Here is a 14,423-nt window from a genome sequence, read left to right as displayed (position 1 = left end):
CCTATTCTTGCCCTGTATGGAATGAATAAAGGCAAAAATAAGGGGAGATTTTTATGTCATAGCCTACAAATTATAAATAAAGAGTCAAAACTCAAATTCGAAAAAGGTTGGGCTTTTAATCTGAAGAAACTCAATGCCTCGTCAACCCTAAAAAGAGCCGTATCATTACTCAAAAAAATGAAGTTTGATACAGCCCTTCTATGTTTACCTATCACAAATCCGCCACTTTCGAGTGTTCAGTTTTGACCTCCTCCCTGTTTGGTATCTTAAAAAACACTCAAAATAACAGCCGTCTTGTCCGGATTCCTCTTATTTATGCGTTTCCACAATCTGCGTCGGAGCCAATTCGACATTCCTTCGGTCCACCTGACGGACAACGCTTGCAGCCAATGACAAGAAAGCACGTCCGGTCACGGTATTTTCATCCAATGCGACAGGAGTGCCATTATCCCCACCCTCGCAAATACTCTGCACGATAGGAATCTGTCCCAATAAAGGAACATTCATTTCTTCCGCCAACTTCTTAGCGCCTTCCTTGCCGAAAAGATAATACTTATTTTCCGGAAGTTCGGCAGGAGTAAACCAGGCCATATTCTCAACCAAACCGAGAATAGGAACATTCACCTTATCATTGGTAAACATATTAATCCCTTTACGGGCATCTGCCAACGCCACAGCCTGAGGAGTGCTGACAACAATCGCCCCCGTCATAGCCAATGTCTGCACAACAGTCAGATGAATATCACTTGTCCCCGGAGGAAGGTCAATCAGAAAATAATCGAGCTCTCCCCAAGAAGCGTCACCTATCAATTGTTTCAAAGCATTGCTCGCCATCCCCCCACGCCATAATGTAGCCTGAGCCGGATCAACGAAAAAACCGATAGACAATAATTTCACCCCATATTTCTCCACAGGAATTATCAAATCGCGGCCGTCGATACGCTCCGCATAAGGACGTGCATCTTCCACCTGAAACATTTTCGGCATGGAAGGGCCGAAAATATCGGCATCAAGCAACCCCACCTTATACCCCAGCTTAGCCAAAGCAACCGCCAGATTAGCGGCAACAGTAGATTTGCCGACTCCCCCCTTTCCAGAAGATATACCTACGATATTCTTTACCTGCGGAAGCAATTTCCCCACTTCAGGACGGGCAGCCTGTTTGCTCTCCGTTGTAATCGTAACCTGCACATCAGGAGATACATAAGTATGAATAGCAGTTTCGGCAGCCCTCAACATCGACTTCATAAAAGGATCGGTCGGCTTCTCAAATATCAATGAAAAACTAACTGCCATACCGTCAATACGGAGATTGTCAGCCACCATCTCCGCCTCTACCAAATTCTTTCCCGTACCGGGATAACGCACCGTAGCCAGTGCATCCAATATTAATTTAGGATAAAGCGTCATAATTAATTATACTTGAAGTGAAGGTCAAAAACTCCACGTTGTTATTATCATCATTTACCAGTCTGCAACCCGCTTCGTTTACTGCGGTTATAGCTGCGATACGAATCAAGCTCTATTTCCACATCCGGCTCCCTCAACTCCCCTTCCTGCGGAAGACGAAATTTCATATACTTGATATTTAAACCACGGTCGAGCCATTGTTGCTCATAATAAGTCTTGATTCCGAGAATGTCGTCCACCAATCCCGAATGATACAAATCTTCCGTCATAAATTCAACCGGAAGCCGGTTTACCTCCACCATGCATTTCGTGTAAGTAAACATAAAATTACTGTCTGTTTTCAAATGAATGAGCCCGTCCGGTTGCAAAAATTTACGATACCGTTCCATAAAATAAGTCGAAGTCAACCGTTTAGTCACCTTCTTCATTTGCGGGTCAGAAAAAGTCAGCCAGATTTCACTCACCTCACCTTCGGAAAAAAAGCGGTCGATGATTTCTATATTCGTACGCAAAAACGCCACATTTTTCATTCCCGCCCGTAATGATTCCGTCGCTCCCGTCCACATACGGGCTCCTTTGATATCAACCGCAATGAAATTCTTTTCGGGAAACATCCTGCCCAGGCCGACGGTATATTCACCGCGCCCGCAACCCAATTCAAGCACAATCGGGTGATTATTCTTAAAAAACTCCTCATGCCATTTCCCTTTCATCTCAAAAGGCACGTTGTCCACCGCCGAGTAAGGATATTCGAAAACATGCGGGTAACCCGCCATATCGGCAAACTTTTCCAATTTATTTTTTCCCATTCAATCTCTATAAATTCGTATCTGAAAAGAGGAATAACTCCCCGTAATACATTCCGGACGCGGATGATACGGACAACACGGACTTTCATTCCCATCCTTGCCACCCGCGTCATCCGCGTCCGAAAAACACCTTTATTATTCAACAATCGTCACCCAACCATATACATCCGGCTCGTCACCATACTGAATACCGCGTAACTTATTATACAACTTCGTACAAACCGGTCCCGGTTTGCCGTCCTTAGAGATAACGTACGACTTCCCGTTTTCCAAATCGTCAATACGCTCAATCGGACTGATAACGGCAGCAGTACCGCAAGCGCCCGCTTCCTCAAAAGTAGACAGTTCTTCTTCCGGTATCGGACGGCGTTCCACCTTGAGCCCCATGTCTTCCGCCAACTGCATCAAACTCTTATTGGTAATAGAAGGCAGAATAGAAGTCGATTTGGGAGTAATATACGTATTATCCTTGATTCCGAAGAAATTGGCGGCGCCGCATTCATCTATATACTTCTTCTCTTTTGCATCCAGATAGAATTCACAGGAATATCCCAAGTCATGCGCTTTCTTATTGGCACGCAAACTGGCTGCATAATTGCCGCCGACTTTATAAATACCCGTCCCATGAGGAGCGGCACGGTCAAACTCGCGGATAATCACGTACGGATTGGTAGAAAAACCACCTTTGAAATACGGGCCTACCGGAGTCACAAATACCACAAACATATATTCCTCAGCCGGGTGTACGCCGACCTGGGCGCTTGTTCCTATCAATAGCGGACGGATATAAAGAGACGCCCCGGTCTCATAAGGAGGAATAAAACGTTCATTCAACTTCACAACTTTCAGAATAGCCTCCCTGAAACGTTCAGTCGGAAGTTCAGCCATCAAGATTCCCTGACAGGTAGATTGCAGGCGCGCCGCATTCTCTTCCAAACGGAAAATACGGACCTTGCCGTCTTTCCCGCGAAACGCCTTCAGACCTTCAAACGCCTCCTGTCCATAGTGCAGACATGTAGCCGCCATGTGAATGTTAAGATATTCTTCACTGCTCACTTCCAGTTCTCCCCACTTGCCATCGCGGAAATTGATTCTCACATTGTAATCTGTCCTCATATATCCAAACGACAGATTCGCCCAGTCTATTTCTTTCATATCGTTATGTATTAGTTTATTTCCTCATGCATTGAATTGCAAAAATAACTTTTATTCTTCAGACTGTAGCTTTTCTTGCAATAATTTTTCAACCTCCTGCTCCGCTTTTGTCAGTTCATCCTCGCAAAAAGCGATAATTTCATTCGCTTCTTTTATTTTCTCTCTCAAAATGTCGATATCCAATTCATTATTGTCTATCTGGCGGACAATCTTTTCAAGACGTTCCATCGCCTGAGAATACGTAATCTTTTTCGCTGCCACAATAATATATGTTTAATAGTTAATAATCCATATTCCTCGTTCAATCCGACCCATGCCGCTTATCCTGCACGACAGACAGCACCTCTCCTTTCAACAACCGGGTAGTCAGCAACTCTCCCGGCCGCAAGGCAGCAGCATCGGTCACCACCTTCCCGTCTCTTAAAGTGATACTATATCCACGGCTAAGCAATTTTTCAGGAGAAGCATCGGTAATGCGCTGTCGCAATAACTCCAGCCGATGCCTATGGCGGGACAGCAGAACCAACGTCACTTGCGACAAGTCCTTCCGTGCTGTTAACAAAGCAAGGTTGGCATCTGACAACTTCCGGTGGACGAGCGCCGGAATCCGGGCCTGCGTTGCAAGCAACCTCTTCCGTTCCCGTTCAAGCAACATATAGACTCCCTGGCGGAAACGGCCGGACAATTCTTCCAAATGCTCCGCTGCCGCCTCCATCCGATGAATCAACAATTCGGCGGCAGCCGTAGGAGTCTTGACGCGCGTATGAGCCACGGAATCAAGTACGGTATCATCCCGCTCATGACCGATACCGGTGATGACAGGCAACGGAAACTGTGCGCAGACGGCAGCCAACAAATAAGTGTCGAAACCGGATAAATCGGAAGTCGCCCCTCCCCCCCGGATAATAACGACCACATCGAATTCATCGGCCCGGACATTAATCCGGTCCAAAGCGGCCAGTACGGATTCCTCCACCTGGCTACCCTGCATTAATGCCGGAAAAAGCTCCGTATAGAAAAAGAAACCTCCGGAATTATGCTGCAACTGATGGCAAAAATCACCGTATCCCGCTGCCGTGGCAGAAGAAATGACCGCTATGCGCTGAGGAAGCAGAGGCATCTCCAGTTCCTTATTAAGAGTCAGAACCCCCTCCTCCTCCAACTGCAAAAGTATCTCACGACGGCGACGCGCCATATCCCCCAAAGTGTATGTAGGGTCAATATCAAGCACCGTCAGGCTATATCCGTAAAGTTCGTGAAACTGCACCGTCACTTTTACCAGCACCTTTATTCCGGCGGCAAACAACTGTCCGGTCGTTTCCTCAAAGTAAGACTTCAGCAAACGGTAAATATGGCTCCAAATCATTCCGCGCGCTTTAGCGACAAGATGATTGCTGCGCGAATCCTTCTGCACAAATTCCAGATAACAATGTCCGGTCGAGTTGGAACGAACATCGCTCAACTCCGCCTGTATCCAATACTCATCAGGCAAACACTGTTCCAGACTGCGGCGCACAAGCGCATTCAACTCCAAAAGAGAAAGAGAGTCCATTATCGGCAATGAATAATTAAACGGTAAATAACAAACACCAAACGTCAAACGTCAACGGGTAGTAGTATAAGCTTTCCATAAATCCGGAATCCCATACCCGTATATATTATCGGGAAAATCAGCCCTATCCCCCGACCGGCGCACCAATTCGATAATCTCTTTAGCCGTCAGTTCCGGACAAGCCTGCCATAAGCAAGCTACCATGCCACACATGACAGGAGAAGAAAAAGACGTCCCGTTAGCCCGGCGGAGATTACCGTCCGTCCCCATGACATCCGCTTCCAAGCCTACCGCGACAACATCCGGCTTAACACGTCCGTCAGCAGTATTCCCGACAGAAGAGAATGGAGCAAGAATACCGGTTTTATCCACAGCGCCTACCGTAATCACATGCTCCGCATCAGCCGGAGGAGTAATCTTTTTCCACGAACCGTTTCCGGAGTTTCCGGCACTGCAAACGACTACCATCCCTTTATCCGCCGCTTTTGACGCCTCGCGTGACATCAAGGCATAATGCCCGTCCAAATCGCGATACCTATAATTCTTCGACGAATCGTCAAAAGAATAATACCCCAAAGACGTGTTCACCAAATCAACGCCCACGCTATCGGCAAACTCGATAGCCGCCGCCCAATAATCCTGTTCCACCAAACTCTCCGAATATTCATCTTCACTACGCAACAACCAATAAGAAGCCTCAGGAGCCGTACCCACCATCACATTCGGCTGGTTCATCGCCATACAAGAAAGAACAGACATGCCATGACTGCTTTCCGCATAAATATCCGCCTCAGGATTTACAAAGTCACGTGTTCCCAGGATTTTGATATTTTTCATAGCCTCAATCCTGTCCGCATTATGAAAACCGGCGTCAATGACTGCAATCGTCATCCCCTGCCCCTTAAACCCCGCATCGTGGAGAAGATTTGCCCGGCTCATCTCTATCTGGGCAATTGCAGGCCCATAAAGGCTATCCGTACGCAACGGCTTATTAACCAACGAATCTCTCCTGGCAGACTTTTCCACTATCCCTTTCCAGACTCTCTCCGTCGAACGTACAAAAGGCAAACGTGCTATTTCATCTATGATGGTGCTGTCATTACAAGAAACCGTAACAAAATTATCCCACTTCCCGGTAACCAGCACATGAGCCCCCTTCTTCCTTATCGCATCCACATACTTTCTACACACCGGCAAGTCAGTCGAATCTATCGCCAACCCCTGCTTCTTTCTCCTTTCAATAGATTTTCTCGATAAAAACTTTTCCGGCTTACGTAAGGAATATTCCGTAGCAGCCTTATCTTTCAGGCTGATACGATACTTCAACGTATCCGTTGAAGTGAACTGCGCCATCACCCCCAACGAAACATTCAATGCAAACGCCAGTAATACAAATTTCTTCATAAACTATCTTTACTTTAATCCATTAAAATCCCTCATTTTCCAATACCACCAGCCCGATACCTCTTTGAGAAGCGATAAAAGCTCCTCCCAACACACGTTTTCCATCATAAAACACAGCCGACTGCCCAGGTGCGACAGCAGCGGCCGTTTCGAGAAAACGTACAAACAGACGACCGTCCACCAGCCTTTTTACCCGACAAGGCAAAGGCCGGCTGCGATAACGTATTCTTACCGTCAGATTCTCACATCCGAGCAATTCCCGTTCATCGACAATCTGTTCCTGCTCCACCAGCATATAATCAGTCTTCAACTGTTCGGCATCACCGAGCATCACCGTATTTTTCTGCGGATTGATTTTCAGCACATAAGCAGGTTTCCCCAACGCAATTTCCAATCCCTTCCGCTGCCCGATAGTGTAATAAGGAGCACCCTTATGCTGTCCCAGCTTCACTCCGTCAGAACTGACAAACCAGCCCGGTCCTATTTCCTTGTCCAATCCGGGACATTGCTCACGGAGAAAATCACGGTAATCCCCTTTAATGAAACAAACTTCCATACTTTCCCCGTCCTTTGACTTGGCCTCATACCCCACCTTTGCAAGATAGTCCCGGACCTCCGTTTTCGTGTAATTCCCCAACGGGAAAATACACCGTTCCAACACATCCTGCCCCAGTCTCCAAAGGAAATAAGACTGGTCTTTTTTATCATCATTCCCGGCAACGATATAAATGCGCCCGTCTTTCTTTTCCAAACGCGAATAATGCCCGGTAGCTATCCAAGCACAATCCAGCTTATCCGCCCATTCCGCCAGCACCCGGAATTTGAACAACGGATTACACATCACGCACGGGTTCGGCGTACGTCCCTGCTTATATTCGTCTATGAAGTTTTTTACAATGGTCTCTTTAAAAGGAATACGTTCATCTGCCACATAATGTTCAATCCCCATCCGTGCAGCCAACTCTCTGGCATCCTGCGGTTCATCTCCCCACACACGCATAGTAACTCCCACGATCTCGTATCCTTGTTCTTGCAGCATCAAGCAAGTAGCGGTGCTGTCTATGCCACCACTCATACCTACCAATACTCTCTTATTTCGTTCTTCCATCTGAGTTCTGAAAAGTTATATGGTTACAAATGTACGAGATTTCAAGCAGATGACATAGAGAGAAGATGAAAAAACTAGTTGTCCAATAATATATCCATTAGTTCGCAATGATTGATGAAATCATATAGCGTGATTTTACGCAACATAAAAAACTGGTTCTATACAGTCTGCATAGAAGAATAATACTTCTTTAATGCTTCATACAGTTCTTTTTGGACAGATGTGATTTCATATATTGAAACCTTTCCATGACGAAACTTTGCAGATAAAATTTCATATTGCTCTTGTGCCAATTGATAGGAACGTTTAGATAGAAAATACAATTTTACTCCATGATTATAAGAACTTACGTTATTAAATAAATCATTAACATAGCTAGTTTCTGCTTCTTCCAACTCCAGCATTGTATTACGATAGCTATTCTTAGCCATCTGCAATTTATTTCGGTTTATTCCCCATTGAAAAACCGGGATTTGAAAACTAATCATAACACCCTGGCTATAATCCGACTTTCGATAAGCATCCGAAAAATGTTCCGCATATTGATTCAATCCATAACTTACATTGATATTCGCATTGAAACGGTTACTCAGCTTCACACTGAACAATGTCTGTTCCGCTTCCAAACGTTTAGCTTCCTGCGACAAAGCAAACGGATTGTTTTTTCGGGCATATCCTATCACAACTTCAGAATCAATGGTCAAGGGTAACGAAAAATCCGGTATAACTACCTCTACACTATCAACAATTTCTTTTTTCCCCAGCAAAGTCCAAAGCTGTCGAAGCAACTGTTGATAATCTTTCTGTGCAGTTTCGTACACATACAGATTATTATTAGCCTGCAGTTCAACCTGTTTATATTCATATTCCGTAAAATGTCCATTCTCCAACAAAGCTTTGCCCGCTATTAATAAGGTGTCACTGATAACTATATTTCTCAAAGCCAACTTCCTTGTTATATCAGCTAAAAAGAGATTTAAAAAAGCATCCAAACCTTTTATTTGTATATCGGCCATATCTGAACAATACTGCCTGGCAGCATTAAGAGCTTTTGCATGTTCGATTTTTTTTAGTTTCTTATAGGTATAATATCCTCCTAGAAGTTGCTGTGAGTAGTTGAGAGCCAAAGGAGTAGTATTGAAATTATTTCGATGAGTCGAAAATTCAGTCAATACATTTAAGTTGGAGCTAACAGAAAACACACCACCGGTGACACCTATTTTTTGCTGAATAGTAAGTCCCACATTACTTGTATTCGAATAATCGTTCACATAAGAATAACTACCATCAGTCGTATTTTGCATCAAACGAAGAGAATGATTGAAAGAAACCGGATTCATATTGAAAGCTATCGAAGGTAGAAATTCTTTCAAATAATTATTATAAGACAATATTATATTCTCATAAGTCAGTTTTATTTTTTCTGCTGAAGGCGAATAAAAACTCCACTCATTCACAACTTTCTCCAGAGTAATCTGCGTTTGCGCCTGTAATCCTGTCATCTCCCCAAACAACATAAATATGAGACACATTCTTGTTATAATAACTTTTTTCATACTATTCTTGAGACGACACTAGTGAATAATAATACCCTTTCTTCTCCATTAAATCATCATGCATTCCTATTTCTACAATATATCCCTGACTCATTACTACTATCTGATCCGCATTCCGCACTGTACTAAGCCTATGTGCTATAACTACCACCGTCCGGTTATGAAACGCTCCGTTCAATGCCTCCACAATCTTTCGTTCATTGATTACATCCAAAGAATTCGTTGCCTCATCCAAGAAGAGAAAATCCGGATTCCGGTACAAAGCTCTTGCTATCAGCAAGCGTTGCTTCTGTCCCCCACTCAATCCACGTCCTGTTTCGCCAATCATCGTTTCGTATCCTTTGGACATAGAATTGATTTCATCCTCAATCTGTGCAATACGACAAACTTCATGCAAACGTTCATAATTAATATGTTCATCATCAAGTACTATATTATTGACAATCGTATCGCTGAACAACTTTCCATCCTGCATCACTACACCGCACATTTCCCGCCAATATCTCAAATTAATGGTCGATACACTCATCCCTCCCATTTTTATCTCACCAAAACTGGGTTTATATAGCCTTACCAGCAGCTTTAGCAAAGTGGATTTACCACTTCCACTTCCTCCAACGATAGCAGTAATCTTATTTTGAGGTATTCGCAGATAGATATTTTTAAGCACCATAGGCGCATTCGCCGAATACTGAAAATGCACATTCTCCAATGTCATATCCCGACATTCAGGCACAATCGAAGTACTGCCAATAGACAACAACTCTTCTTCGTCTTCCAACTGGCGAATCTCATTCATTCGGAGAAAGCTAATCTTGGCATATTGTGCCGATATAACGAAATTAATAAATTGAATCAATGGTCCGTTCAACATACCGATAATAAATTGTGTTGAAATCATAATACCAAACGTTATATCTCCTGTTATCACGGCACTGGCACAGTAGAACACAATGCCCATATTCTTTATATTTTCAATGAACTGTGCGCCTAAGTTTTGAGAATTTGTCACATTTAATACCCGCTTATTTACTTTATAGAGCCGTGCCTGAATCTCTTCCCACTTCCATCTCCGATGCTTCTCGTAATTATAAATTTTAATATCCTGAATAGCTGATACTGTTTCCACCCAATAACTTTGATCCTTCGACACCAACTCGAAGTATTCCCAGTCCAGCTTTTTACGAATACTTAAAAATAACAATACCCACAATACATATAATATGGAACCTGCCAGAAAAATATAAAAGATAATCGCATTATATACCAGTAATATGATGCCGAATACAACGAATGTAAACATGGAAAATATCAATGAAAGCGAATTATTCATGATAAAGCTGCGTATGCGTTCATGGTCACGGGCTCTCTGGAGTATATCTCCCAATAGTTTATTCTCAAAAAAAGTGACCGGAAGCCTCATCAATTTAATCAAATAATCGGATATAAGAGCAATATTTACACGAGAAGTAATATGAAGAAGAATCCAGTCTCGCACTACATTAAATATCGTTATACTTAATAAAATACTAATATTCCCAACCAAAACCATATTTATAAAGTTGAGATCAGAAGTTTTAATACCAACATCAATCACCGCTTTTGAAATAAAAGGAAGTACTCCTTGAAGCAGGGTGACAAGTAGCATTATAGCAAATATTGTTACAAAACTCTTTTTATAGGGGACAAAGTAACGAAGAATGCTGATGAAACTATTCTTCTCCATCTCTTTTTGCTCTCTACTTCTTTGAAAGTCTATTGTCGGCTCTACTGCCAACAATACTCCTTTATTCTCTCCTTTCGGATACCATCCACGACGAAATTCTGCATGTGTGTATTTTATACGCCCCTTTGCAGGGTCAGATACCCACACATGTTTCTTATCTGCATGATAAATCACTATAAAATGATTCTCATTCCAAAAAAGAACAGCAGGGAAAGGAACACTGGTAACCACTTCTTCTATTGTACATTTAATGGCTAGTGTACGCAAACCTATACTTTCTGCACCGGTACTCAAATCAAGTAAAGAAATACCTTGATTGGTTATGCCGCATCGATCGCGCAAATATTGTAAAGAATAGTAGCGGCCAAAGTATTTGGCAATTATTTTCAAACTAGCAGGTCCACAGTCTTGTGAATCCATTTGGTATTCGACAGGAAAACGTTTTAATATCATCAGAAATAAAAGGTTTTATTTTTCTGTTTTTGCCTTTAGATTGTCAAACAACCGTTCTATCAATCTTTTAGGTTTTGTTATAATCTCCACATTACCGATACTCTCAAAATCAAGCATCAGATTCTTTCCAAAATTCGTATATGAACCATTAGGGAATGATATCACCACTCTGTAAGCATTCGCATTCTTCCCATCCGCCGTTTGCATTTTGTGTGATAAGCGTGAAATTGACTGCACCTCTCCCTTTATCAATCCATACTCATCATAAGGGTAATTCTCAATCTTCACATTTGCAGTTTGCCCGATTTTAATTTTGCCTGCTCCATATGAAGGTATCAAGACTTCCCCCATCATTTGGTTCTTCGAAGGAATTATAGAAAATAGCTCCTGCCCATTTTGTACAAATCCATTCTCCCGCCAAAACCCCAGGAACTCTAACTCTCCACTAACAGGAGCATACTGTACGTATTTCTCTTTCCAAACCCGAATCACATTCACCAGTTCATTCTTACGTGCCAATAGTTCAGCATATAACTTATCTTTATTTTCTTGTTCTTCAATATGTAGTTGCTGCAATTCCTGTTTATTTTTGCCAATTTGGGCTTGCCGGGAAAGTAATTCGTTTTGAAACGCCTCATAATTATCCCTCTGTGAAAGGTACTCTGAAGTTTGCCGCAAATATTCTTCCTCACTAATTGCTTTCCTTACAGCCAAGATGCTATCCTTCTTCGTTCTTACCTGCCCTATATGTAACATCTTCTTTTTCAAGACATCTTCTTTCTCCATATTTTGGATGATTCTTCCATCAATCTCTATCTGCCGTTGCAAACCTGAACTACGGATCTTATAAATATCCGATTCCAAGAAACGACGATATTGCAAATGGGCAATCATAAATGCACTAAAAGATGAAGCTATCTCACCTAAAGTCAATGAATGAGGGATCGATAACAAGCGAAGAGAATGTAAATCATATGTAGACAACAGTGAATCTATTCTTAATATGTCTTCGTAATTCACACCACTTTCAATATATCCAATTACATCTCCTTCTATCACGTGACTTTTATCCGTTATCAAAAGATGTACCTTCCCAGTACTATTGGCAACCAAACGTACCGGAGCGTAACGGGCAGTTATGGAAATCTGCCCGTCCACCGTATCGGGATACTTGATGATAAATCCCAGCAAAAAAACTACTCCTATCAATATACTGGTTATGACAGCTATCCACGTAGCTCCATTCGTAGGCATACGGTCAATAATAGCTTGAACTTCTTCACTCCTTTCTATTGACGAAGCCATTTTCTGTTCTTCAGGAATATCATCTTTCACCATTTTTCTTCATAGATAATTAGTTGTCAGAATGTTTGAGGAAGCAATTCCGGTTGCTTCAAGTCGGGCTGGATAATGCGAACCCAAACTTCCGTACTACGCATCGGACGCCCCGGCATTTGATAGCTAACCTGTAACAGATTCTCTGAAATAAATCCAAATTCAAGTTCATTATATATCCCTGTAAGCTCAGGATCTGTTACTGATTTAAAGATTTTTTCAACATAAGTATCTGTCGATGTTTGAGTATAGGTTCCCAATGCCGTTATGACAGACCTTCCATTCATTATTGATAAATGCATATTAAAAAAGTTCTTATCTGATGATAATATCTTTAAGTAAGGTCCGGTTTGTATATCAAACTTCCCATAACCTAAAGATTTTACACGCGTACAAATTTGCCATATTCCCTCTAGGGAAGCCTTTATATTTCTATTTACTTTCAGTCCATCATATATAGATGAAGAGTTCGTTTTTCCAGTCAATCGAAAATTAACAGGAATAGTGAATGATACCGGTACTTTCTTTCCTTTCTCTCTGCCTGGTATCCATTTACCGGGAATTCCTTTCACCACCCGAAGTGCTTCTGCATCCAGTGACGGCTCAATTCCCCGCACAATCTTACACTGCGAGGTTTTGCCATTTTTCTTTATCACAAATTGTACAAGCACAACTCCTGATATTCCTTTTGCCTTAGCATAAGCCGGATATTTCACAGCTTCTGATAAATAATTCATTAAACCTTCCTGACCCGTTGAATATACAGGCATTTGGTCAACATATGTATAAACTCCATCTTCACGAACTTGAGGCATTTTCTCTTGTCCTACAATTTGGATATTAGTACATATCCAAATCAATACTAAAAAACTGAATGTAAACTTTTTCATAATACTTAATTTTATATTAAATCAAATCACTATTTTTATTATTTCACCATAAAAGCTACTCTATCACAATTGTTGGCAAGAAATCCAGTGGACCGACTAAAGGTTTTCCATCGGCAACTCCTTCTCTTATCACAGTGTCTATTTCCGCAGGATGAAAACCTACTTGGTTAGATAAATGAATATTATATGAAATATCCAGAAAATGTATATTTCCATGTTTGAACTGAATATCAGTTAAATCATTATATGAAGCAATAATCCGAAATAAAGATTCCAGTATATCTAAAGATTCTAGTTCATTATAAGATACATTCAGTTCTTTCAAGTTTGGTATTGTATTTTCACCTATTTTTAAATCTCCATGAATCTGATTATGAGACAAATTAAGCTTTTCCATTTTTTGAGGTAAAAAACCTATAATGACAGTATCTAAAAAATTGCAGGATAAATCAAGTGACTTTATTTTATAGTTTGATAAATCTGAAAAAAAAGCGATACTATCATTGGACAAATCATACATGTTTATGACCGAATCAATTGGCAATAAGTAAAGCCGTTCAAATTTAGTCAACACCTTTGCTTTTATGCATTCTTGAGTTTCTCTTATAGTTCTTGACTGACAAGATGATAAGAAAAAGAAAGACAACAATATATAATTTATATTTTGCATTTTAGTTTCAAATAAAATCAACTTATACTTTATATTACTCTATTGGGTTATAATATCGTACACTTATAGGACCTAACAAACGCTCTCCCTCAACAACTCCATCACGTATTACGGTATCAATTTCGGTAGGTTCAAAGCAAACTTCAGATGGCATATTACAATTATATGAAACATCCAAATAACACAGATTCTTATGATTAAAGCAAGCTACAATTAAATCATTATAGGATAAAAGAATTCTGTATAATGGTTCAGATATATAAATCTCTTTCAAATCATTGTGAGACATATCTATCTCTTTTAAATAAGGAATTGTCTTTTCCTCTATTTGCAAATCTCCTTTATATTGATTATA

The 14,423-nt window shown here is 41.3% G+C and carries 12 protein-coding genes and 1 pseudogene; all 13 read right to left on the bottom strand.

What is annotated here, in order from left to right:
• Window positions 1–309: 309 nt before the first annotated feature.
• Window positions 310–1,410 (bottom strand): Mrp/NBP35 family ATP-binding protein, encoded by a 1,101-nt coding sequence (locus Q5076_RS07385; protein ID WP_303012096.1) that lies wholly within the window; start codon window positions 1,408–1,410, stop codon window positions 310–312.
• Between the two features lie 50 nt (window positions 1,411–1,460).
• Entirely contained in the window at window positions 1,461–2,219 is a 759-nt protein-coding gene (gene trmB / locus Q5076_RS07380) for a tRNA (guanosine(46)-N7)-methyltransferase TrmB (protein WP_303012095.1), read from the bottom strand.
• 135 nt (window positions 2,220–2,354) lie between these two features.
• Window positions 2,355–3,374: a branched-chain amino acid aminotransferase gene (locus Q5076_RS07375; RefSeq protein ID WP_303012094.1), complete on the bottom strand. Its 1,020-nt coding sequence runs from the start codon at window positions 3,372–3,374 to the stop codon at window positions 2,355–2,357.
• Window positions 3,375–3,425: 51 nt separating this feature from the next.
• Window positions 3,426–3,635 (bottom strand): exodeoxyribonuclease VII small subunit, encoded by a 210-nt coding sequence (xseB, locus tag Q5076_RS07370; protein WP_303012093.1) that lies wholly within the window; start codon window positions 3,633–3,635, stop codon window positions 3,426–3,428.
• A gap of 40 nt (window positions 3,636–3,675) precedes the next feature.
• Complete coding sequence (gene xseA / locus Q5076_RS07365; RefSeq protein ID WP_303012091.1) at window positions 3,676–4,926, bottom strand: exodeoxyribonuclease VII large subunit; 1,251 nt, start codon at window positions 4,924–4,926, stop codon at window positions 3,676–3,678.
• A gap of 51 nt (window positions 4,927–4,977) precedes the next feature.
• Entirely contained in the window at window positions 4,978–6,330 is a 1,353-nt protein-coding gene (locus Q5076_RS07360; RefSeq protein WP_303012090.1) for a S8 family serine peptidase, read from the bottom strand.
• Window positions 6,331–6,352: 22 nt separating this feature from the next.
• Window positions 6,353–7,438: a tRNA 2-thiouridine(34) synthase MnmA gene (gene mnmA, locus Q5076_RS07355; protein ID WP_303012089.1), complete on the bottom strand. Its 1,086-nt coding sequence runs from the start codon at window positions 7,436–7,438 to the stop codon at window positions 6,353–6,355.
• Window positions 7,439–7,596: 158 nt separating this feature from the next.
• Complete coding sequence (locus Q5076_RS07350; RefSeq protein ID WP_303012087.1) at window positions 7,597–8,994, bottom strand: TolC family protein; 1,398 nt, start codon at window positions 8,992–8,994, stop codon at window positions 7,597–7,599.
• Window position 8,995: 1 nt separating this feature from the next.
• Entirely contained in the window at window positions 8,996–11,173 is a 2,178-nt protein-coding gene (locus Q5076_RS07345; protein ID WP_303012085.1) for a peptidase domain-containing ABC transporter, read from the bottom strand.
• Between the two features lie 15 nt (window positions 11,174–11,188).
• A complete protein-coding gene (locus Q5076_RS07340) occupies window positions 11,189–12,511 on the bottom strand; it encodes an HlyD family secretion protein (protein WP_303012083.1) in 1,323 nt (440 codons plus the stop codon).
• 23 nt (window positions 12,512–12,534) lie between these two features.
• Complete coding sequence (locus Q5076_RS07335; RefSeq protein ID WP_303012082.1) at window positions 12,535–13,398, bottom strand: TonB family protein; 864 nt, start codon at window positions 13,396–13,398, stop codon at window positions 12,535–12,537.
• 55 nt (window positions 13,399–13,453) lie between these two features.
• Window positions 13,454–14,068 carry a leucine-rich repeat domain-containing protein gene (locus Q5076_RS07330; RefSeq protein ID WP_303012081.1) on the bottom strand — a complete coding sequence of 205 codons (615 nt, stop codon included), beginning with the start codon at window positions 14,066–14,068 and terminating at the stop codon, window positions 13,454–13,456.
• A gap of 34 nt (window positions 14,069–14,102) precedes the next feature.
• A pseudogene (locus tag Q5076_RS07325) lies at window positions 14,103–14,423 on the bottom strand (hypothetical protein); the annotation flags it as partial.

It is taken from the genome of uncultured Bacteroides sp. (genome assembly GCF_958445495.1).
Taxonomy (GTDB): domain Bacteria; phylum Bacteroidota; class Bacteroidia; order Bacteroidales; family Bacteroidaceae; genus Bacteroides.
This window is presented reverse-complemented; position numbering and strand designations above follow the sequence as displayed.

Coding starts and splice junctions, on each gene's coding strand:
- Q5076_RS07385 (WP_303012096.1), bottom strand. CDS start 1,410: ATGACGCTTTATCCTAAATTAATATTGGATGCACTGGCTACGGTGCGT.
- trmB (WP_303012095.1), bottom strand. CDS start 2,219: ATGGGAAAAAATAAATTGGAAAAGTTTGCCGATATGGCGGGTTACCCG.
- Q5076_RS07375 (WP_303012094.1), bottom strand. CDS start 3,374: ATGAAAGAAATAGACTGGGCGAATCTGTCGTTTGGATATATGAGGACA.
- xseA (WP_303012091.1), bottom strand. CDS start 4,926: ATGGACTCTCTTTCTCTTTTGGAGTTGAATGCGCTTGTGCGCCGCAGT.
- Q5076_RS07360 (WP_303012090.1), bottom strand. CDS start 6,330: ATGAAGAAATTTGTATTACTGGCGTTTGCATTGAATGTTTCGTTGGGG.
- mnmA (WP_303012089.1), bottom strand. CDS start 7,438: ATGGAAGAACGAAATAAGAGAGTATTGGTAGGTATGAGTGGTGGCATA.
- Q5076_RS07350 (WP_303012087.1), bottom strand. CDS start 8,994: ATGAAAAAAGTTATTATAACAAGAATGTGTCTCATATTTATGTTGTTT.
- Q5076_RS07345 (WP_303012085.1), bottom strand. CDS start 11,173: ATGATATTAAAACGTTTTCCTGTCGAATACCAAATGGATTCACAAGAC.
- Q5076_RS07340 (WP_303012083.1), bottom strand. CDS start 12,511: ATGGTGAAAGATGATATTCCTGAAGAACAGAAAATGGCTTCGTCAATA.
- Q5076_RS07335 (WP_303012082.1), bottom strand. CDS start 13,398: ATGAAAAAGTTTACATTCAGTTTTTTAGTATTGATTTGGATATGTACT.
- Q5076_RS07330 (WP_303012081.1), bottom strand. CDS start 14,068: ATGCAAAATATAAATTATATATTGTTGTCTTTCTTTTTCTTATCATCT.